We start from the raw sequence: 20,141 nt of genomic DNA on the forward strand, positions 1-20,141 counted from the left end.
AAACAACCCTGAGGAGGGCTGTTTTTTTATTGGAAACACATGATCAGCCCATTTTAATCAAGAAGCAATGGATGACGTACTATAAAAAATAAGGAGTACGAAGCAGTGAATGAATTTTATAAGGCGTTAACACATGTAAATAAAATTTTTTATGAACCAAATCACTTAACGATACATGATATTCAAGAAGAAGCTCAAAATTCAGAGTATGGGGCCGGTATGTTTCAACTGCATTCAAAATCAGTTCGATTCAGAGTCGCAAAAATAACGCCTAACAAGATAGGACAGTTTGTTGCTTTTTGGGAAAAAGATGGAGATGGTAAAAACCAAGCCTTTTCATATGAAAAAGCTGCTGATTTATTGGTTATCAATACTTTTGCCGGTAATAATCATTTTGGACAATTTGTTTTTCCAAAAGAAGTTCTTGTAAAGCAAAATATCCTTAAAACAGCCGCTGCAAAAGGAAAAATGGCAATTAGAGTTTACCCTAAATGGGAAAATCCCACTAGCAAACAAGCTATCAAAACACAAAAATGGCAGTTGGCATATTTTGTTGAGGCGAACGATGCAGATCGTTTTCCAGCACAAGACCTGTTAAAGCTATATTCTAACTAAAATTGCACAGCCCTGAGCCGGCTGACAGTATGTGAAGTTAACCGGTGCGTGAGTTGGAGAATAACGGGGAACCTCAACAAATGAGGTTCCTCTAATTGTTATATAGAAATCGACATTTTGAATGTAACAGAGTTTGTTTATTAAACGTAATCCAAAAAATAAGGGATTTGCGTATCCGGCAGACCCTCACGAAACGCACGATGTCAGAAATCGTGCGTTCAACATTCTTTATTTGACGACAGACATGCTGACGCTGCTGCCTGACACTGTCAATTTGGCAAAATCCTGTGTATCAATCACAGGGGTGACTGCTTTATTGTCGATCGAGATGTTCGTAAAGGCTGTTGAGAAGTTTGATTTGATGTAAGGGCGCTGATCCTCTGATGTGACCGCGACGGTGGCGAGCGCTTTCCATTTTGAGACAGAGCCTACATTTGTTTGGGCGAGTTCTGAGATGATGCGGCCGGTGTATCCGTCATTATTCGTGCCCCAATATGTGGCGCGGGTATTGCCGTTCAGATTTTTGTAAATGGTCAGCTGTACGGTGCTGCCGGGCCGGAAGCCTTTCGTATAGGTGAATTGGCTTTCTCCTTCCAGATACCGGACCTGGCCTTGCCCCTTTGAACCGACTTTCATGATCGGTTTCCATACATGATAGGTGTCACTGTACTGAAGCCCGATATCAGCCTCTGTGCCTCCGGTAAATCCTGAGTAAATATAGGCTGTCCCATTTGACACCTGAATCGAGCTTGGAAGCTGAATTTTCGTGACGAGAACTGAGCCCGTGCTGTTCAGGTAGGCCCTTCCGCCGATTCCTTTGCTGAGCTGGGACGCCGCTTCCGCCGTATTGGGACTGATCACCCCCGGAATATCCGCCGTACATGCGCCGAATAGAACGGCTGTAGTGAGAACACCCGCAAGAAGCCCTTTTTTCATCATCATTTCTCCTCCTATCATCATAGTCAGATAGCGCTATCAATTCATATTATAAAAGGTTTTGGGAAAAATTCCATAAAAGATATACGGGCGGACGTAAATCAAAACTATTTTCCTATTTATCTTGTAAATGGAGATTATTTGAACTATGATATGTTCAGCAATACAGCATGATTCAGGAAAGGGGATAGGATAGAAATGAAAAAGACGGCAGCTGTGCTTTTGTCTTTCGGTCTGGTGTTCGGTTGTTCATACGGAGCGGGGCAGACGGCAGAAGCGAAAACAAAGGTAAAAACGTATCAAAACTGCAAGGCGCTGAATAAGGTGTATAAGGGCGGCGTGGCCAAATCGTCGAAAGTGAAAAACAAGGGCGGCAGAACAAAGTACAAGCCGTATGTATCAAAAGCGCTTTACAATGCAAATAAAAGACTTGACCGAGATAAAGACTATATCGCATGTGAGAAATAAAAAACAAGCCTCTTTAAAGAGGCTTGTTTTTTTAAATGGATTCGGCGGTGACGGCGGTTCCGTATCCGATTAATTCGGATGTGTTCTGTCCTGCGGTCAGTTCGAACCGCAGGCCGACGATGGCGTTCGCTCCGAGCTGCTCCGCCTCTCTGATCAGGCGCTCTTTCACCGCTTTTTTGGAGTCTTCCAGCATTTCAGTATAGCTTTTCAATTCGCCGCCGACGACAGATTTTAAGCCTGCAAGCAAGTCTTTGCCGATGTGTCTGGACTGGACAATACTGCTTGTCACCAAGCCTTTCACTTCCGTAATCTGTTTTCCGGCGACAGTTTCGGTCGTTGTCATGATCATGCGTTTTTCCCCTTTCGTGTATCTTACCGCTATCTTACCATTTAAGCCGCCTTTTCGGCTGCGCTGATTTGTTTTTTTCTGACTGCGGCGCTGACTGCAAACATGACGGCAATGTTCAGAACCAGCGCGATGATGCCTGTATTCATATCCTTAACGATCTGCGGAAGAAACGGAAAGAGGGTTCCGATGGTTGATTCGGTCAGCGTAATGAAGGCCACCGTTCCGACCCCGGCCGTTATGCCGGCAAAAGCGCCGTGGCTTGTGATGAAACGCCGCTTCGGCAGGCTGAATAAGAGGGCGGGGAAAAGCTGGGTGACAAGGCTGTAGCCCATTAAAAGCAAGGTGACGATGGTATTTCCGCCTTTCAGCGTAAAATATACGGATATCAGCGCGATGACGGGTACGGCGTATTTTGCGAGCCGTGAGACTTTTTCGTCAGTCGTGCCGGGCAGAATGGCTTTGTACACATTTTTGGCGAACAGCGTGCTTGAGGCCATTAATATCATTGAACCGGGTACAAGCGCCGTCAGAATGCCCGCCGATCCGATCAGTCCGACAAACCAGGGATCAAAGGTTTTCACAGACAGCTTTAATAAGGCGAGATCCGTGTCCGCCCCTTTTAAACCGGGCACCTGCAGAATCGCCGCAAATCCGGTAAAGATGACAAACAGCAGGACGAGCTGATAAAGAGGCATGATGATTGCGTTTTTCCGAAACACCCGCGGATGCTCCGCCGAATAGGAAGCGGCAAATGTATGGGGCCACATATAAAAGCCGAGAGCGGTCAGCAAAACTGTTGAGCTGAACCAGGAAACGCTCTGTCCGGTTTCCGGCAGCGTGAGAAAACCGGGTTTTGCGGCGTCAATTTGTTTGAACATCTCCGTAAACCCGCCATAGTAATGAATGGGCAAATAAATGCCTAAATACAGGACGATGCCTAAAATCATGATATCTTTAACGACGGATATCCACGCTGAACCGTGGATTCCTGATATCATCACATAAATCGTGATGGAGACAGCGCCGATCCAGACAGCGGCTGAGGGCGGAATCTGTCCGTATGACGTTGTTGAAACAATTAATCCGAGCCCTTTCAGCTGCAGGACGAGATAGGGGATGAGGGATGCGATGCCGACGAGCGATACGAGAATGCCGAGGAGCGGGCTGTTGTATTTTGAAATAAAAAAATCTGATTGCGACATCAGTTTGTGTTGTTTGGCGTAAGTCCACACGGCTGGCAGAAGCCAATATGACAAAATGTAGGCAAGGCAGCCGTACGCGATAATATAAAAGGCGGGGCCTCCTTTTCCGTAAGCCCATCCGCTTCCGCCGAGGAATGTAAAGGTCGTGTATATTTCTCCCGCCATTAATAAAAAGACAAACATCGTGCCGAAGCCGCGTCCGCCCACTGTCCATTGTTCAAGGTCCATATTTTTTCCTTTTCGGGCCCGGATTCCGAGATATACACAAAACAGGAGCACGGCGGCCATTACGGGAAATGCTGCGTTCATTCCGCCTCACCCGCCTTGTTTTCTTTGTCCAATTTGTAAACGGCGGCCATCAGAACGGAAGTCAGCACCGCCCAGATGACGACATACGCGAGAATGAAAGGCATTCCGAAAACATAAGGCGTCACCCGGTTGGCAAATGGAATGCCGGCGAGAATTCCGAAAAAGGGCAGGGCGGCGAGAACATGAATCAGTTTCATAACATTCCTCCTTTTCATTGAAAACAGCGTGTCCCGATTATAAAGAAAATCATGTCGAATGTATAGTGTGAATAGTCTGAAATTTATCAGCTGAAAAGGAAAAGCAGTCCCGGCTGCTTTTTAAATGGTCGCAATAGACAGGTAATATTCCAATAAGGCGGTTACCTGTTCCCGTATTCTCGGGTTGAAATAACGGTGTTTTTCTTCATAGCCGTTAATGGTGCATATATAAAGCGTAAATGCTTCGTCTCTTTCCGCTTCGTATAGTTTAATTTTACGCTTTCTTAACTCTTTTCGAACATCACTCAAATCCTTTTGTGCTAATTTTAAAGAGCAGCCGATAAGCTGTTTATAGGGTTGTTTTAATTTGAACGGGCACGAATCAAGCGCTTCGAGGTCCCGGTTCAGGATGGCAGCCGCCATGGGCAGAAACAGCCCTTTTTCGATGAGATCGCGGGTGCCGCTCCGGATGTCAGGCATAAATACTCCTTCTTTCTTAAAAAAGAGAACGTTTGTTCTTATTTTATACTCGCTTACACGATATTTCAAGTCGGAAAATCTCGTAAACATTTTCGTTTTTTGGAGATAATGTGTAGAATAAGGATAGACAAACTCGTTAAGGAGTATAAACGTTGGAGCATTTTTTATCATATTTGACTGAGGAACAGCTGACGGAATGGTTCCAAAGCTATAGAGCTTTCGGCCCGGCGGCTGCGGCTGCACTGCCTTTTATTGAAGCGTTTCTTCCGTTTTTGCCGCTCGTTGTATTTGTGGTGGCGAATACGAATGCATTTGGTTTGTGGGAAGGTTTTTTTCTGTCGTGGCTTGGATCTGCGGCAGGATCGATGCTGATGTTTTATGCCGTCCGCCGTTTCGGACAGAAAAGAGCTTTCGGTTTCATCCGCAGGCATCGGACCATAAGGCGGATGATGCTCTGGGTTGAGCGGCACGGTTTCGGTCCGCTGTTTATTTTACTTTGCTTCCCCTTTACGCCGTCCGCTGCGGTTCATATCGTTGCCGGTCTGTCACGGGTGGGGGCGCTGCAGTTTATATCAGCAGCCGCTATGGGGAAAATGGTCATGATCTTTATGATCAGCTTTATCGGGTATGATCTTCACGCACTCATGACACAGCCTTTCAGGATGGCGGGCGCCATAACGGTGATCGCGGTGCTGTGGTATGCCGGAAAGCATATCGAACGGCGTTTACAGACGAGAATCAGTCAGCATGAGAAAGACGGAGGGAGACAGGAATCTTGAAAAAACGATTTTGGTTTATAGCCGGCGTGCTTATCGTTGTTTTGGCCATACAATTAAAGAATGCCATTTTTATTGATTATAAAGTCGAAGGAATCAGCATGAATCCGACCTTTAAACAAGGAAATGAGCTGATGGTCAACAAGTTTTCCCATCGTTACAAAACGATCCGCCGTTTCGATATTGTCCTGTTTAAAGGCCCGCACCGCAAAGTGCTGATCAAACGAGTCATCGGGCTCCCCGGCGAGTCAATCGCATACAGGGAGGATCAGCTGTATGTGAATGGAAAACGGGTGGCGGAACCGTTTTTAAAACCGTTAAAGTCATCATTGTCCGCCGGGAGCCATGTGACCGGTGATTATACGCTGAAGGAAACGACCGGGCGCAAAAGCATACCGAAGGGACAATACTTTGTTATTGGCGACAACCGCATATACAGCCTCGACAGCCGTCATTTCGGTCCGATTAAGGATAAAGACATTGTCGGAGTCATCAGTGAATCAGACGCCAAGTGAACGGCGTCTTTTTTTTCGGAAATTATTGTCAAAAAGCAGAGGAAAGACTATAATGAAAATTGTTACGCGCGAAACAAAAAAGAGGCGTTTTATTTTTGGTGATATTGTTACGTGTGTAACAAAAAATATGAAAGAGGACTGATGAGATGAAAACACAGACTGCCATTATCGGGGGAGGTCCGGTCGGGCTTATGCTTGCATCAGAACTGGCGCTGGCCGGAGTGAAAACGACTGTCATTGAACGATTGAAGAAGACGGTGCCATATTCCAAAGCGCTTATCATGCATCCGCGCACACTTGAGCTTTTTGCCATGAGAGGCATATTGGAACGCTTTTTGGAAAAAGGGACGAAGGTGTCTTCCGGCCATTTTTCCATGCTGGATACACGGCTGGATTTTTCTCGGCTGGATACGAAGCAGAATTATTCGTTAATGCTGCCTCAGGCAGAAACGGAGCGGATTTTGGAGGAGTATGCATCAAGTCTCGGCGCAGACATCATCCGCGGGGCGGAAGCGGTGGCTGTCACTCAGACGGATGACGGAGTGGAGACGGTGTTCCGGGACAAAAGCGGTATCCGCACTCTTCACAGCTTTTATGCCGCGGGTACAGACGGAGCGGGGAGCATTGTCAGGAAACAGGCGGGCATCGCTTTTTCGGGCACTGATGCCGACTTAACAGGAACCCTTTGTGATGCCGCTTTGAAACATCCGCCCGAATCTTCCTTTTTGTCAACGTGCCGCCTGGAGGGATCGGTTGTGATTGTCCCTCTTACGGACGGACTTTTCCGCGTCCTCATCGTTTCTCCGCACGCTCCGCAAAAGCGGAAGGAAGAGCCGGTCACTGAAAATGAGCTGAAAGAAGACCTGCGGCGGATATGCGGCACTGATTTCGGATTGAGTGATCCGGTATGGATGTCGCGGTTCGGCAATGCCGAGCGTCAGGCCGAACAATACCGCTCCGGCCGGGTTTTTGTGGCCGGTGATGCGGCGCACATTCATTTTCCCGCAGGCGGCCAAGGCCTGAACACGGGGCTTCAGGATGCCTTCAACCTCGGCTGGAAGCTGGCGGCGCAAATGAAGGGGAAAGCGGCGCCTCATCTTCTGGACAGCTATCATCAGGAAAGGCACAGCACAGGAAAAGAAGTGTTGCACAATATAAAAACCCAGATAAAGCTCATGGATTTTACCGAGTCGGGGATGGCATTAAGAGAAACGATGACCGCTTTGCTGGATTTTCAGGAGTCCAACCGTTTATTGGCGGGAAAAGTATCCGCGCTTGATCTGCATTATGAACCGGATGCGGAGCTGCCGCCGCATACCCTGAACGGAAAACGCCTGCCGGATATCGAATTGACCCTTCATGACGGGCGGCCGGCCCGGCTGTATGATTTTCTTCATAAGGGCGCCTTTGTGCTTCTGTCATTAAGAGGGAGCATTCCCGCCGGTATTGATACGGACAGCGTGGCAGCTGTCAGGGCGGATCTTGCTGAAACACGTGCCGATTGGGATGACGTCCACACCGTTTTAATCCGGCCGGACGGCCACGCGGCATGGGCAGCCGGCGGCTCGGGACGTGAAGCGGAAGAAGCCGTTCTGGCCGGTTTGGAGAGATGGGGGTTCATCTGATACCCTTTTATGCGCCTATGTGATTGTTTCTTGTGTAACAAAACGTTATAGTAAAAGAAACAATCAATACGGAAGGGTGACTCAGCAGTTGGACAGAAGACAGCCAGACCATGCAAAACACATGATTCTTGAAGGGCTGACAGATATTTTTCACGAGCAGGAGAGGTGTCAGGAGGACATCAGGGCGTCGTTGGCCGGACGGATGGACGAACTCCGTGAAGAAAACGGGAAAAAATTACAGCTGACCTTGACGGAAATTCACATTTTGTCGTGTATCGGAGATCATGAACCGATCAATGTCACGTCAATAGCGGAAAAAATGAAGACGACAAAGCCGACCGTGTCGAGAAGCTGCGCGAAGTTTTTGGAAGCCGGCTTTCTGCGCAGAACCCGGCTGAGCGACAATAAAAAAGAAGTCTATTTCCGGCTGACTCCTGCCGGGAAAGAGCTGCATTCCCTTCATCATGAATATCATGAATTGATAAAAAAGCGGCTCTTGGCGTTTTTAGACCGCTATACAGATGAAGAACTGTTATTTGCTGAACGGCTGTTCCGTGATCTTTCAGCAAACTGGCGGTCTGTAAATGGCGGCGGAGAGCTGTTCAAATAAAAAACACGCATATGGATGCGTGTTTTTTTATTCGGATCATGTTCCTCTTTCTGCCCGGCCTCTTTCGCCGTGTGCCCGTTTCAGCTGAGAAAGGTGGTGCAGCAGCCGATAGAAGGGCGGAAGCATGGCGATGACGAGAACGATCCGGATGACCTGAACCGCGACGACGAAAGTCGAGTCTTCGTGCAGGGTGATCGAAGTCGCCGCCATCTCGGCGATCCCGCCGGGAGAAAAGGCGAGAACAGATGTAATCATGGAGATGCCCGTTAATTTAGAAACCGCAACCGCGCTCAGAATCATGGCGGCGATTAATCCGACGGAAGAAATAAATCCGACGGTCAGCACTCTCGTCACGCCGGTGAACATGCTTTTGTACATTTTTGATCCGATTGTGGCGCCGAGAAAAATTTGTGACAGCTGGTTCGCTTCCGGCGGCCACCAGGCCAGCATGTCTTTGCCCGCCAAGGCGGACACGCCGATTTCCGCAGCAGCAACGCCGATCATGCTGCCGAGCAGCCAAGGGGCGGGAAATTTCAGCCGTTTTGCGCCTTTGCTTGCAAGCCAGGCAGCCAAAATAAATCCGGCCGTTAACAAGACGGGAATAAGGCCCGGATGTGAAGCTCCTGCCGAAACGGCTCCGGCTGATGTCTGAGCCGTACCGTTTTGTTTGGTAAATAAGAAAATGACGAGAAACGGTATTGTCATGACGACCAAAAGGACGCGCGTCAGCTGAATAAGGCTTACAATCGCGGTGTTTGCGCCGACTTCCTGGGCGATACCGGGCATGGCGGATAAACCGCCCGGCGCCGTGCCTACAAAGCTTGTCATCATGTCCGTCCGGCTGAACCGAAAGAGCACATATCCGGAAACAAGCGCCATCACGATAGAGAAAATCAGCATGAAGCCTACCGGAAGCCAATGCTCCCGTAAAACCGACAGAACGGACAGGTTCAGTTTCTGGCCGAGTTCGATGCCGAGGATCATTTGTCCCGCCGCAAGCCATCTGCGGTGAATCCCTCTTCTGTCAGGCGCCATGAACAGCCAGCGGGGCCTCGTCATGGAGAGGATGCAGCCGGCGGCCAGCGTTCCGAGCATCCAGGCGATCGACATCCCTGTAAGCGAAAGAAGAAACCCCCCTGCCGCACTGATGAGAATAAACCAGATATCCGTAAGGAGATGTTTGTCTTTCTTCAATGAAAACCCTTCTTCCTGAAACATTCATATTAAATTGTTAAGCTCGTTAACCTTACTATTACTATAGTATAGATTTTGAGATAAATAAATAATGAATTATTTCTCATAATCCATTCATTTTTCTTATCACAAACATAAAAAAAGCTCCGGAGATGGGTGAGTGCACCCTACTCCGAAACCTCGCCCGCTTTTCCTTTCCACACAAAGGTCAATCCCAGACCGAGAAATAAAACCACACCTGCGAACAGAAACGGGAAGTGAATATTCATATCAAATAAAATACCGCCCAGAGCCGGGCCGAAAATGGTGCCCAAACTCGTGTATGTTGAGTTCATACCGGCAACAAACCCCTGCTGATTTCCTGCGATTTTCGATAAATAAGTAGTCAGTGCCGGGCGCAGTAAATCAAACGCAAGGAAAATGATGCAGGTGACAGCGAGCACGGGCAAAAATCCTGACATCACCGTAGAAACGAAAGCCAGCACAGCGCCGATGATCAGACAAAGCTGAATGACTTTTTTCTCCCCGAGGAAGTTGACAAGTCTGCCGAATGCGAGCACTTGAATGAGGACCGCCACAATGGAGCTGAACGTAATAATAATGGCGATATCCTTTGGCGTGAAGCCGAATTTATGGTTTGTAAATAAGCTGAATACCGTTTCGTACGCCGACAGTCCGAATGCCAAAACAAAGACGATGATAAAGGCGATCAAGTAGCTTGGATGAATCGACTTTTTCAAATCTTTTAAGAAGGTTGATTCTTTGACGCTTTCCATCTGCTTTGCGCGTTCTTCTTTAGTTAACGGCTCTTTCAGCATAAAGACAGAGGAAATCACTGCGATAAATGCAATTCCCGCCGCAAAGAAAAACGGCATTCGAACGCCGTGATCGGCAATAAATCCTCCTATGCCGGGCCCGATGATAAACCCTGTGCTGATGGCGGCAGATACATAGCCCATCGCCTTCGATCTTTCCTGCACCGTCGTAATATCTGCGACATACGCTGTAACAGCGGGCATGATAAAAGCGGCACTGATGCCCCCCAGCACCCTTGCGAAATATAAAATGGAGACATGTGTGCCCAATCCGAAGGTCAGTTCGGATAATGCGAACAAAAACAGTCCGGCGAGAATCATGATTTTTCTGCCGAAGCGGTCAACCCATCTCCCCGCAATGGGGGATGCAATTAATTGCGCGACGGCGAAGGCAGCGACAAGGTATCCCATTGTGCTGCCCGTCAAGTGCATCACATTCATAAACAGCGGCATAACGGGAATGATCAATCCGATGCCTAAAAAAGCAATAAATATGTTGCTTAATAAGATGATGAGTACAGCCTTTTGTTCTCTGATCGGTTTTTGCATGTTGTTTCTCCTTTGTCAGCTGTCATTCTGTTTATCAGCGCTGATCGACCCGTGAATAAACGCGGAGATGGCTTCTTTTTGCAATTCGATTCTTTGCTGAATGGTATCGTTTTTATATAACACATCTAAACCGTAGAAGACGGATAGCAGGATTTTCACTTTTGATTCGACATGATGAATGGACCAGCTGCCGTCTTGATTTCCCTCTTCTAAGATCTCCCTCATCACATCGTCATATTCAATATCAATTTTGTTGAGCCGCTTTACGACCTCCTCTGACGTAAACGCACTCGCATAAAACTCTTCACTTGCTCTCATAAGCGGGTAATTGATGCTCATCCGGCTGAGCAGCTCCGCAAAGCCCGTCAGCTTTTCGGCAGCATCTTTCAGATTAGCTTCCATTTCCCTCCACGTCTCGATCATCACGCGGTGATCCTCTTCCATGATATGAAGAAACAGAAACTCTTTTCCTTTAAAATGGTGATATAGATTGCCTTTACTGATTTCGGCCGCCTCTAAAATATCCCGAATCGATGTTTCTGAATATCCTTTTTTTGCAAATAAGTCACGCGAAGCGGATACGAGCCTGTTCTTCGTCTTTTCGCTCTTTCCGGCACCGCCTTTTGTATTTGTCACTTCACACAGATCCTTTCCGCCTCATTCATATCGTTGTCCCGGCAAAGCGGGGCCCGGTTCGTTTGAAACCGACCAGTTGGTTTATTTTATTATAAAGGGTTTTTGCTGATTATACAATGAAGAAGTTATCCATTGTTTAGAGGGAGTATAAAAACGGCTCGAAAAGTAAACCCCATTCTCTCATGTTGAAAGAACGGGGGTTGTCTGCGGTCTGCCTGAACCGTTATTTTCCGGTATTTACCTCGGTGTAGCTTGTGTTCGGCGCGTTTGATACCGTTCCCCCTGTATGGTGGAAAGGAGAGTGGGCCATATCGTATAAAAACCAGACGGCATGACGCTGCTCGTCAAATGCCGTGCGGGCAAATAACCGCTTCGCTTCCGGATGCACCGCTCTATCGGATGCCTGCAAATAAAAATCATTCGTTTTCTGCTCATCATAAAACGCCGCCCTCAGTCCTTCTCTGTATGTGTGCGGACAATGCTCCGTCTGTTTCGGCGTCAACTGTTTTCCGGTAATTGACGTATATAGTGAAGAGAAAGCGTGCAGGTGGCGCACTTCTTCTTCTCTGATATGTTCGATTCGTCTTCTGATTTCTGCGGTCGGCGCTTTTTCGGCTAATATTGAGTAGCAAATCACAGCGCTGTATTCACCGTTTATGGATTTTACCAGATCCTTGATAAGCACAGAATCGTCACTGCAGATGGCTGTATAATGAAAAAAATTCTCGTGCATTGGACTCACCCCCGGATGTTTATAGGGTATTATACGGCGGCAGCCCGTGACATGTGCGGATGTCATTTTTATTCTTGATCTAGCGGCGATGTAATATGGTCGTCGTATGTGTCGACAAAAAGCCGGCCGTTGCTTCCGCGCACAGCGTATACGACGTCTTCCGGTTTGAGGTTTCTCTTGTCCAATTCTTCTCTCAGCCATTTTTCCGATACGTGGTTTTCTTCCAGATTCTTCATCACCAGCCGGCCGTCCATAATCAGCTCAACGGCAAAGTTCTTTTCATGTCCGGCAAAGATGCCGAGATCCTGTCTTGTAACGGGCGCAAATTCCGGTTTGACCTCCACTGACATGCTGCCGTTTGTTTCAATGATGGCAGTCTGAACCTGAGAAATGTCAAATACGTCATTTACACGCAGCTGCTGGTTCAAGTAGTCGATGGTATAACGCATCGTTTTCATATTATGCTCAAGTATTTTACCGTTTTGAATGATAATGGTCGGTTTGCCTGCAAAGAAACCCCTAAGGGCCCTGTTTTTCATAGAAAGATATGCGACAAGGTAAATGATTGCCACGAAAATAATGTAGGCAATGACATTATAATGAATCGGCAGCTTTGTATTAAACGACAGATTTGCCGTGATGGCGCCGAGCGAGATGGCCGCAATGAAATCAAAAAGCGTCATCTGTGAAATGGTTTGTTTACCGAGTATCCGGGCGCCGATAAACAGAATGCTGAACGACAGAGCCGTCCGTACAATCACTTCGGGATATTCTGACATCATCATTAGTCCTTTTTTCTTTATTTTGGTCAGAAGCGATACTTTTTAAAACAGTCATCCCGTTTTTACCAGCAGATGAGATTGGTCATTTTCGTCAACTTTCGATAAAATGTAGAAAGATAAAAAGAGAGGGGTCTTCTAATTTGGGTGTTGAGTTTTTAGTAGGCAGATCGGGGAGTGGGAAAACGAGGCTGATTATCGACAGCATTCAAGATGAACTGCGCCGGGAGCCGTTCGGGAAACCGATCATTTTTCTAGTCCCGGATCAAATGACGTTTTTAATGGAATATGAGCTTGCTAAAACGCCGGATATCGGCGGCATGATACGCGCTCAAGTGTTCAGTTTTTCGCGTTTGGCGTGGCGCGTGCTTCAGCATACCGGGGGCATGAACCGCCCGTTTGTGACGACGACGGGTGTGCAGATGCTTTTAAGGAAACTGATTGAAGAACATAAGCACGAGTTTAAAGTGTATCAAAAAGCGAGTGACAAAACCGGGTTCACTGAGCAGGTGGAACGGATGCTGACAGAGTTTAAGCGGTACTGTATTGAGCCTGAAGACGTCCGCCGCATGGCGGAAAGCGGAACGGCGTCAGAATATCGCGGAGAGCGGATGCTGTCTGAAAAACTTCATGATTTAGGCATTTTATATCAGCAGATGGAAAGAAGCCTCGCCGGACACTATTTGCATTCAGAGGATTATTTGACGCTGCTCGCTCAGCAGATTCCTTTGGCGGACGTTGTAAAAGGCGCCCGTGTTTACGTCGACGGATTCTATCAATTTACGCCGCAGGAATTAAGGGTGCTGGAGCAGCTGATCATGCATGCTGAACATGTCACATTCTCGCTGACGGCGGACAGTCCTTCGGCGGAACAGGCACCGGATGAGCTCGATCTGTTCAGAATGACGGGAAGCACATACTATAAGCTTTATCAGACGGCAAAGGAATTGAATGCCGATATTTCCTGCAAGGAACTGCATGGCACGAAGCGGCATCGGCATGTGCCGGAGCTTGCCTGTATAGAGTCGCAGTACGATGTGCGTCCCGCCGCGGCGTACACCGGCGGACAGGAAGCTTTTACCGTCATGCAGGCGCAAAACAGAAGAGCTGAGCTTGAAGGTATTGCCCGGGAAATTCAATCACTTGTCCGGGACGGAGGATACCGGTACAAAGATATGGCGATTCTCATCCGTCAGCCGGAAGATTATAAAGATTTGCTGAAGGAAGTGTTTGCCGATTACGGGCTTCCTTATTTTATTGACGGAAAAGCTTCTATGCAGCATCACCCGCTTATTGAATTCATCCGTTCAAGCCTGGATGTCGTGAAGGGGAACTGGAGATATGAAGCGGTGTTCCGCTGTGCGAAAACCGAACTGTTATTCCCGCTTGATCAGCCGGAGCAGAAAATAAGAGAGCAGGTTGATCAGCTTGAAAACTACTGTATCGCCTACGGCATTAAAGGGGAGCGCTGGACGAGCGGCGAGCGGTTTGTATACAGGCGCTTCGTATCGCTCGATGAGGATTTCGCGCAGACAGATCAGGAAATAGAGATGGAGCAAATGCTGAATGAGACGAAAGAGTGGATGGCCGCGCCCCTTGTCCGGCTTCAAAACCGGATGAAAAAGGCGAAAACGGTTCAAAGCATGGCGGAGGCTCTTTATCTCTTTTTGGAAGATACCGATGTTCCCCTGAAGCTGGACCGAAAAAGGCAGCGGGCCGAAGAGGCCGGAAACATGATCGAAGCGCAGCAGCACGGCCAGGCGTGGGATGCCGTTATCCAGCTTCTCGAGGAGTTTGCCGGCATGATGGGTGAAGATGAAATATCTTTGGCGCTGTTCCAGCAAATGCTTGAAACGGGAACGGAATCGCTTCATTTTTCTTTAATTCCTCCTGCGCTTGACCAAGTATTTGTAGGGAATATGGATCTCTCAAGAATGTACGGCACGTCCTGCACATTCGTCGTCGGGGCCAATGACGGCGTTCTTCCGGCGCGCCCGGATGAAAACGGCGTGCTGTCTGATGATGACCGGGAGTGGCTGAAAGCGGTCGGAGTGGAGCTGTCTTCCGCGGGGCGTGAGCGGCTGCTTGATGAGCATTTTCTCATCTATATGGCGCTGTCGAGTCCGTCTGACCGTCTTTATGTGTCATACCCGATTGCCGATGCGGAAGGAAAAACGCTCCTGCCGTCAATCGTTGTAAACAGGCTTGGCGAGCTGTTTCCCGATCATCAGGAAAAGCTGTCAGCGGCTGATCCCGAGCAGGTAAGCGAAGAAGAGCAGCTTCAGTATCTCGTCAATAAACAGGTGGCTCAGACATATACGGCAAGTCAGCTCAGGCTGTGGACAAGAGAGTACGAGATCAGTGACGTATGGTGGAGCGCATACAATGTGCTGATGAAAGAGTCTGATCACCGGCGTGCGAAAAAGCTGTTTTCAAGCCTGTTTTTCCGCAATGAGGCGAAGCGTCTTGAACGGCCTGTTTCGCGCCAGCTTTACGGCGAGCATATTAAAGGAAGCGTCTCCCGGATGGAGGCGTTTAATGCCTGCCAGTTCTCTCATTTTGCATCTCACGGGCTTCAATTAAAAGAGCGGCAGTTTTTCAAGCTGGAAGCGCCGGATATCGGCCAGCTGTTTCACTCCAGCCTGAAGCTGATTTCAGACCGGCTTCGTGAGCAGAAGCTGGAATGGCGCGATCTGACGAAAGATCAGTGCCGGAATTTCTCCTATGAAGCGGTGGAACGGCTTGCGCCAAAGCTGCAAAAAGAGATTCTGCTCAGCTCAAACAGACACTTTTATGTGAAGGAAAAACTGCAGAAGATCGTCACTCGTGTTTCAGGCATATTAAGCGAGCATGCGAAGGCGAGCGGTTTCGTCCCGGTCGGTCTTGAACTCGGTTTCGGCGGAAGCGGGCCGCTGCCTCCGCTCACTTTCACGCTGAAAAACGGCTGTACGATGGAACTCGTCGGACGGATCGACCGCGTGGATAAAGCGGAAAGCTCAAAAGGCCTGCTGCTGAGAATCGTTGATTATAAATCAAGCGACAGAGGGCTTGATCTGGCTGAGGTGTATTACGGGCTCGCTCTGCAAATGCTCACATATCTTGACTTATCGATTACACATTCCGCGGATTGGCTCGGCATGAAAGCGACACCGGCAGGCGTTTTGTATTTCCATATTCATGATCCGATGATTCAGGCCAGTCTGCCGATGGGGCTTGATGAAATCGAGCAGGAAATTTTCAAGAAATTTAAAATGAAAGGCCTTCTCCTCGGTGACCGGGAGGCGATCAGCCTGATGGACACGACGTTGGAGGAAGGGCGTTCAAATATCGTCAATGCCGGTTTGAAAAAGGACGGTTCTTTAAGATCCGACTCAGCCGCGGTCAGCGAACAGGACTTTCATCTGCTGACAGACCATGTGCGGCGGACATTTGAACAGGCGGGCGAAGCGATAACGGACGGGCTTGTGTCCATTACCCCGTATAAGCTGAAAGATAAGACGCCTTGTACGTACTGTGCGTTTCAATCGGTATGCCAGTTTGATGAGTCGCTTAAGGAAAATGAATACCGCAGCCTGAAAGCGGAAAAAGACGGCACCATACTGGATTGGCTGAAGAAGGAGGCGGATGATGATGCAAATTCCTAAACCGAAAGACAGCATATGGACGGATGACCAATGGAGCGCCATCGTTTCTTCCGGGCGCGATATTCTGGTCGCTGCCGCAGCCGGATCAGGTAAAACGGCCGTGCTCGTGGAACGGATGATCAGAAAGATAACCGCGGAGGAAGATCCGGTTGATGTTGACAGGCTCCTTGTGGTGACCTTTACAAACGCCTCAGCAGCGGAGATGAAGCATCGGATCGCGGAAGCATTAGAAAAAGAGCTCGCCAAAAATCCGGGATCTCTGCATATCAGACGGCAGCTCTCTCTATTAAATCGGGCGAGCATTTCGACGCTTCACTCTTTCTGTCTGCAAGTGCTTAAAAAATATTATTATATGATTGATCTTGACCCCGGTTTTCGGATGGCTGACCAGACGGAAGGCGAATTGCTCGGAGACGAAGTGCTTGATGAGCTGTTTGAAGATGAATACGCAAAAGGGAATCAGGCGTTTTTTGAGCTTGCGGACAGATATACGACAGACAGGCATGATCTGGATCTTCAAGACCTTGTCAAACGGGTGTACGAGTATTCCCGGTCGCATCCTGACCCGGAAGCGTGGCTGCAAAGCTTTGTCCGCCTGTATGACGTGACGGAAGAAAGCAAAATAGAAGAGCTTCCGTTTTACCAGTATGTGAGAGAAGATGTTGAAATGGCGCTCTTCGGGGCAAAACAAAAGCTTGAGAAGGCGCTTGAACTGACAAAAGCGCCCGGCGGGCCGGCGCCGCGTGCTGATAATTTTCTGGATGACCTTCAGCAGATAGAAGAGCTGATCAGCTGCCGGCATGACTTCGATGCGCTGTATGAACGGGTTCCCGCAGTCTCATTTAAGCGGGCGAAGGCGGTAAAGGGTGATGAATTTGACAAAGCGCTTTTGGACGAAGCGACCGATTTGCGAAACGGCGCGAAGAAACTGATCGAAAAGGTAAAGACAGATTACTTTACAAGAAGTCCGCAAGATCACTTAAAGAGTTTAACAGATATGAAGCCTGTCATCGAAACGCTCGTTCAGCTCGTGATATCGTACGGAAAACGATTTGAAGCGGCGAAACAAGAAAAATCAATTATTGATTTCTCAGATTTGGAACATTACTGCCTGGCGATTTTAACTGCGGTTGATGAAGAAGGCCGGCGGGTGCCGAGCGAAGCGGCCGTTTATTATCAAGACCAGTTTCATGAAGTTCTGGTTGATGAATATCAAGATACCAATCTTGTGCAGGAGTCTATCCTGCAGCTTGTTAAAAGCGGGAATGAAGAGGCGGGAAATCTGTTTATGGTAGGCGACGTCAAACAATCGATCTACCGTTTCAGACTTGCTGAGCCGCTGCTGTTTCTCGGGAAATATAAAAGGTTTACAGAAAGCGGGGAAGGCGCGGGGCAGAAAATTGATCTGAACCAAAATTTCCGCAGCCGCTCCGATATTTTGGACAGTACGAATTTCTTGTTTAAGCAGCTGATGGGCGGAAAAATCGGCGAAGTGGACTACGATGAACAGGCGGCATTGAAGCTCGGCGCATCGTATCCGCCGAATGACGCGGCAAAAACGGAACTGCTGCTGATTGACAGCGCTGATGACGCAGACAGCGCCGAGGATGCCGAAGACTTTGAAACCGTGCACTGGGAAGCGAAAGCGATAGCCGGGGAGATCCGAAAGCTTGTCTCATCTCCGTTTAAGGTATATGACGGCAAAACAAAAACACACCGGAATATCCAGTACCGGGATATCGTGATTTTGCTGCGCTCCATGCCGTGGGCGCCGCAATTAATGGAAGAGCTGAAAAACCAGGGCATTCCGGTGTACGCCAATTTGACGTCGGGTTACTTTGAAGCCGTGGAGGTGGCTGCGGCGCTTTCAGTCTTGAAGGTGATTGATAATCCGTATCAGGATATTCCGCTTGCTTCCGTGCTGCGCTCGCCCATCGTTGGATGTGACGAAAATGAACTTGCGCTGATACGCCTTGAAAAGAAAAAAGCGCCGTTTTATGAAGCGCTGAAAGCATATATAGCGAACGGTGACAGGCATGATGACCTGTATCAAAAACTGAGAACCTTTTATGACAGTCTGCAAAAGTGGCGGTCATTTTCGACGAATCATTCGGTGTCTGAGCTGATTTGGGAAGTATACCGCGATACCGGATATTTTGACTATGCAGGCGGCATGCCCGGCGGAAAGCAGCGTCAGGCCAATCTGCGCGTCTTGTATGACCGGGCGCGCTCGTACGAAGCGACGGCGTTCCGCGGGTTATTCCGCTTTTTGCGGTTCATTGAACGGATGCAGGAGCGCGGTGATGATCTGGGGACGGCCCGGGCGCTCAGCGAGCAGGAGGATGTCATTCGGCTGATGACGATCCACAGCAGCAAAGGACTTGAATTCCCCGTCGTTTTCACCGCCGGACTCGGCAGAAGTTTTAATATGATGGATCTCAACAAATCATACCTGCTTGATAAAGAGCTCGGTTTCGGCACGAAGTATATTCATCCGGAACTCAGAATCAGCTATCCGACTCTGCCGCTTGTGGCGATGAAGAAAAAGATGCGCAGAGAGCTCTTATCGGAAGAATTGCGCGTATTGTATGTGGCGCTGACCAGAGCGAAGGAAAAGCTGTTTCTCATCGGTTCCTGCAAAAACCGGGAAAAACAGCTGGCCAAATGGCAGGCGCAAGCAGACCGGGCTGATTGGCTTCTTTCTGAATTCGACCGCTATCAGGCGTCATCTTATTTGGACTTTATCGGGCCGGCGCTCATCCGCCACCGTGACATGGAGGCGCACAGGACGCCGGGACTTTCATCGTCTGAGGATATCGCGCGCGACCCATCGCGTTTTCACATCCGGATGCTGCAGCAAAGTGAATTGCTGGAAGAGAATCCAAAAGAACGTGCTGAAGAAAAGAGCAAACGTCTCAAAGCAATACAGCAGGGCGAGCCGATTCCTGGTTCGTTTTCATTTGATGATCAGGCGCGCCGTCTGCTTGAATGGGAATATCCGTACCGAGAGCTGACGGCTATCAGAACGAAGCAGTCAGTTTCTGAGCTGAAGAGAAAGCAAGAATACGAGGATGAATACAGCGGCCGCTCTCTCATCAAACCGTCAGGAGACACGCTTTTATACAGGCGTCCCGGTTTTATGATGAAAAAAGGGCTGACAGCCGCCGAAAAAGGAACGGCGATGCATACGGTGATGCAGCACATACCGCTGACGCACGTGCCGACTGCCGAAGAAGCGGAGCGGACGGTCCGGATGCTTTACGAAAAAGAGCTGCTGACAGAAGAGCAGCAGGAAGCTATTGATATAGAAGAAATTGTTCAGTTTTTCGGAACTGAAATCGGGAAAGATCTTCTCGGGGCGCTGCGGATTGACCGGGAAGTGCCGTTCAGTATGGCGCTTCCGGCCGGCGAGGTGTACAAGGATGCCGAAACGGCCGGTGAACCGCTGCTCGTGCAGGGGATTATTGACTGCCTCTACGAAACGGCGGACGGCCTCTATTTGCTGGACTATAAAACAGATCGGATAGAGGGGAAATTCCGGAACGGATTTGAAGGCGCGGCTCCGATTCTGCAAAAAAGGTATGAAACACAAATCGAATTGTATACAAAAGCGGTTGAACAAATTACAAAAACGAAAGTGAAAGGGCGTGCGCTCTATTTCTTCGATGGAGGTCACGTTCTTACACTGTAACAAGATCCGAAGCTCCTT

18 protein-coding genes are annotated in these 20,141 nt (G+C 48.7%); 8 read left to right on the plus strand and 10 right to left on the minus strand.

The window, feature by feature from the left end:
• The first annotated feature begins 105 nt into the window (after positions 1–105).
• Positions 106–615: a MepB family protein gene (locus K3G25_RS00895; protein WP_014417357.1), complete on the plus strand. Its 510-nt coding sequence runs from the start codon at positions 106–108 to the stop codon at positions 613–615.
• A 228-nt stretch (positions 616–843) separates the two neighbouring features.
• On the opposite strand, the gene K3G25_RS00900 is transcribed toward K3G25_RS00895, so the two are convergent.
• Positions 844–1,554: a YrpD family protein gene (locus K3G25_RS00900; RefSeq protein WP_021494945.1), complete on the minus strand. Its 711-nt coding sequence runs from the start codon at positions 1,552–1,554 to the stop codon at positions 844–846.
• A gap of 195 nt (positions 1,555–1,749) precedes the next feature.
• Between K3G25_RS00900 and K3G25_RS00905 the strand changes: the two genes are divergently transcribed.
• Entirely contained in the window at positions 1,750–2,019 is a 270-nt protein-coding gene (locus K3G25_RS00905) for an excalibur calcium-binding domain-containing protein (RefSeq protein WP_003155168.1), read from the plus strand.
• 31 nt (positions 2,020–2,050) lie between these two features.
• Here K3G25_RS00905 and K3G25_RS00910 read toward each other — a convergent pair whose 3' ends face one another.
• The 4 genes from K3G25_RS00910 to K3G25_RS00925 all read right to left on the minus strand — a co-directional run bounded on the left by K3G25_RS00910 (position 2,051) and on the right by K3G25_RS00925 (position 4,556).
• Entirely contained in the window at positions 2,051–2,368 is a 318-nt protein-coding gene (locus K3G25_RS00910) for a YbjQ family protein (protein ID WP_003155166.1), read from the minus strand.
• A gap of 41 nt (positions 2,369–2,409) precedes the next feature.
• A complete protein-coding gene (locus tag K3G25_RS00915; RefSeq protein ID WP_232489529.1) occupies positions 2,410–3,879 on the minus strand; it encodes a sodium:solute symporter family protein in 1,470 nt (489 codons plus the stop codon).
• Positions 3,876–4,076 (minus strand): DUF3311 domain-containing protein, encoded by a 201-nt coding sequence (locus K3G25_RS00920; protein WP_007409181.1) that lies wholly within the window; start codon positions 4,074–4,076, stop codon positions 3,876–3,878. Before K3G25_RS00920 ends, K3G25_RS00915 begins: the two co-directional genes overlap by 4 nt.
• A 120-nt stretch (positions 4,077–4,196) precedes the next feature.
• Positions 4,197–4,556 (minus strand): YhjD family protein, encoded by a 360-nt coding sequence (locus K3G25_RS00925; RefSeq protein ID WP_014417360.1) that lies wholly within the window; start codon positions 4,554–4,556, stop codon positions 4,197–4,199.
• 152 nt (positions 4,557–4,708) lie between these two features.
• On the opposite strand from K3G25_RS00925, the gene K3G25_RS00930 reads away from it, so the two are divergent.
• The 4 genes from K3G25_RS00930 to K3G25_RS00945 all read left to right on the plus strand — a co-directional run bounded on the left by K3G25_RS00930 (position 4,709) and on the right by K3G25_RS00945 (position 8,082).
• Positions 4,709–5,335: a TVP38/TMEM64 family protein gene (locus K3G25_RS00930; protein ID WP_063636863.1), complete on the plus strand. Its 627-nt coding sequence runs from the start codon at positions 4,709–4,711 to the stop codon at positions 5,333–5,335.
• Positions 5,332–5,847, plus strand: a complete 516-nt coding sequence (lepB, locus tag K3G25_RS00935) for a signal peptidase I (RefSeq protein ID WP_003155158.1) — start codon at positions 5,332–5,334, stop codon at positions 5,845–5,847. The genes K3G25_RS00930 and lepB overlap by 4 nt, the downstream gene beginning before the upstream one ends.
• 146 nt (positions 5,848–5,993) lie before the next feature.
• A complete protein-coding gene (locus K3G25_RS00940; RefSeq protein WP_014417362.1) occupies positions 5,994–7,472 on the plus strand; it encodes a monooxygenase in 1,479 nt (492 codons plus the stop codon).
• Positions 7,473–7,560: 88 nt separating this feature from the next.
• Entirely contained in the window at positions 7,561–8,082 is a 522-nt protein-coding gene (locus K3G25_RS00945) for a MarR family transcriptional regulator (RefSeq protein ID WP_012117244.1), read from the plus strand.
• A 36-nt stretch (positions 8,083–8,118) separates the two neighbouring features.
• Here the strand turns inward: K3G25_RS00945 and K3G25_RS00950 are convergent, their stop codons facing one another.
• The 5 genes from K3G25_RS00950 to K3G25_RS00970 all read right to left on the minus strand — a co-directional run bounded on the left by K3G25_RS00950 (position 8,119) and on the right by K3G25_RS00970 (position 12,791).
• Positions 8,119–9,276: an AbrB family transcriptional regulator gene (locus K3G25_RS00950; RefSeq protein ID WP_022553582.1), complete on the minus strand. Its 1,158-nt coding sequence runs from the start codon at positions 9,274–9,276 to the stop codon at positions 8,119–8,121.
• 167 nt (positions 9,277–9,443) lie between these two features.
• The gene (locus K3G25_RS00955) at positions 9,444–10,640 is read right to left on the minus strand and encodes an MFS transporter (protein WP_014417364.1); all 1,197 of its coding nucleotides are present in this window, start codon (positions 10,638–10,640) and stop codon (positions 9,444–9,446) included.
• 15 nt (positions 10,641–10,655) lie between these two features.
• Positions 10,656–11,276, minus strand: a complete 621-nt coding sequence (locus K3G25_RS00960) for a TetR/AcrR family transcriptional regulator (protein ID WP_174747698.1) — start codon at positions 11,274–11,276, stop codon at positions 10,656–10,658.
• A gap of 223 nt (positions 11,277–11,499) precedes the next feature.
• The gene (locus K3G25_RS00965; protein ID WP_007610501.1) at positions 11,500–12,009 is read right to left on the minus strand and encodes a ferritin-like domain-containing protein; all 510 of its coding nucleotides are present in this window, start codon (positions 12,007–12,009) and stop codon (positions 11,500–11,502) included.
• 68 nt (positions 12,010–12,077) lie between these two features.
• Complete coding sequence (locus K3G25_RS00970; RefSeq protein WP_017417413.1) at positions 12,078–12,791, minus strand: DUF421 domain-containing protein; 714 nt, start codon at positions 12,789–12,791, stop codon at positions 12,078–12,080.
• 140 nt (positions 12,792–12,931) lie between these two features.
• Between K3G25_RS00970 and addB the strand changes: the two genes are divergently transcribed.
• The gene (gene addB / locus K3G25_RS00975; protein WP_202729491.1) at positions 12,932–16,432 is read left to right on the plus strand and encodes a helicase-exonuclease AddAB subunit AddB; all 3,501 of its coding nucleotides are present in this window, start codon (positions 12,932–12,934) and stop codon (positions 16,430–16,432) included.
• Positions 16,419–20,123 carry a helicase-exonuclease AddAB subunit AddA gene (gene addA, locus K3G25_RS00980; protein WP_232489729.1) on the plus strand — a complete coding sequence of 1,235 codons (3,705 nt, stop codon included), beginning with the start codon at positions 16,419–16,421 and terminating at the stop codon, positions 20,121–20,123. Before addB ends, addA begins: the two co-directional genes overlap by 14 nt.
• Positions 20,124–20,141: the final 18 nt, after the last annotated feature.

This window comes from Bacillus sp. FCW2 (assembly GCF_021228595.1).
In the GTDB taxonomy this organism is placed as follows: domain Bacteria; phylum Bacillota; class Bacilli; order Bacillales; family Bacillaceae; genus Bacillus; species Bacillus velezensis.

Excerpts from the sequence above, each read along its gene's own strand:
- K3G25_RS00900 (WP_021494945.1), bottom strand. The coding sequence starts at position 1,554 with ATGATGAAAAAAGGGCTTCTTGCGGGTGTTCTCACTACAGCCGTTCTA.
- K3G25_RS00905 (WP_003155168.1), top strand. The coding sequence starts at position 1,750 with ATGAAAAAGACGGCAGCTGTGCTTTTGTCTTTCGGTCTGGTGTTCGGT.
- K3G25_RS00910 (WP_003155166.1), bottom strand. The coding sequence starts at position 2,368 with ATGATCATGACAACGACCGAAACTGTCGCCGGAAAACAGATTACGGAA.
- K3G25_RS00915 (WP_232489529.1), bottom strand. The coding sequence starts at position 3,879 with ATGAACGCAGCATTTCCCGTAATGGCCGCCGTGCTCCTGTTTTGTGTA.
- K3G25_RS00920 (WP_007409181.1), bottom strand. The coding sequence starts at position 4,076 with ATGAAACTGATTCATGTTCTCGCCGCCCTGCCCTTTTTCGGAATTCTC.
- K3G25_RS00925 (WP_014417360.1), bottom strand. The coding sequence starts at position 4,556 with ATGCCTGACATCCGGAGCGGCACCCGCGATCTCATCGAAAAAGGGCTG.
- K3G25_RS00940 (WP_014417362.1), top strand. The coding sequence starts at position 5,994 with ATGAAAACACAGACTGCCATTATCGGGGGAGGTCCGGTCGGGCTTATG.
- K3G25_RS00955 (WP_014417364.1), bottom strand. The coding sequence starts at position 10,640 with ATGCAAAAACCGATCAGAGAACAAAAGGCTGTACTCATCATCTTATTA.
- K3G25_RS00965 (WP_007610501.1), bottom strand. The coding sequence starts at position 12,009 with ATGCACGAGAATTTTTTTCATTATACAGCCATCTGCAGTGACGATTCT.
- K3G25_RS00970 (WP_017417413.1), bottom strand. The coding sequence starts at position 12,791 with ATGATGTCAGAATATCCCGAAGTGATTGTACGGACGGCTCTGTCGTTC.
- addA (WP_232489729.1), top strand. The coding sequence starts at position 16,419 with ATGCAAATTCCTAAACCGAAAGACAGCATATGGACGGATGACCAATGG.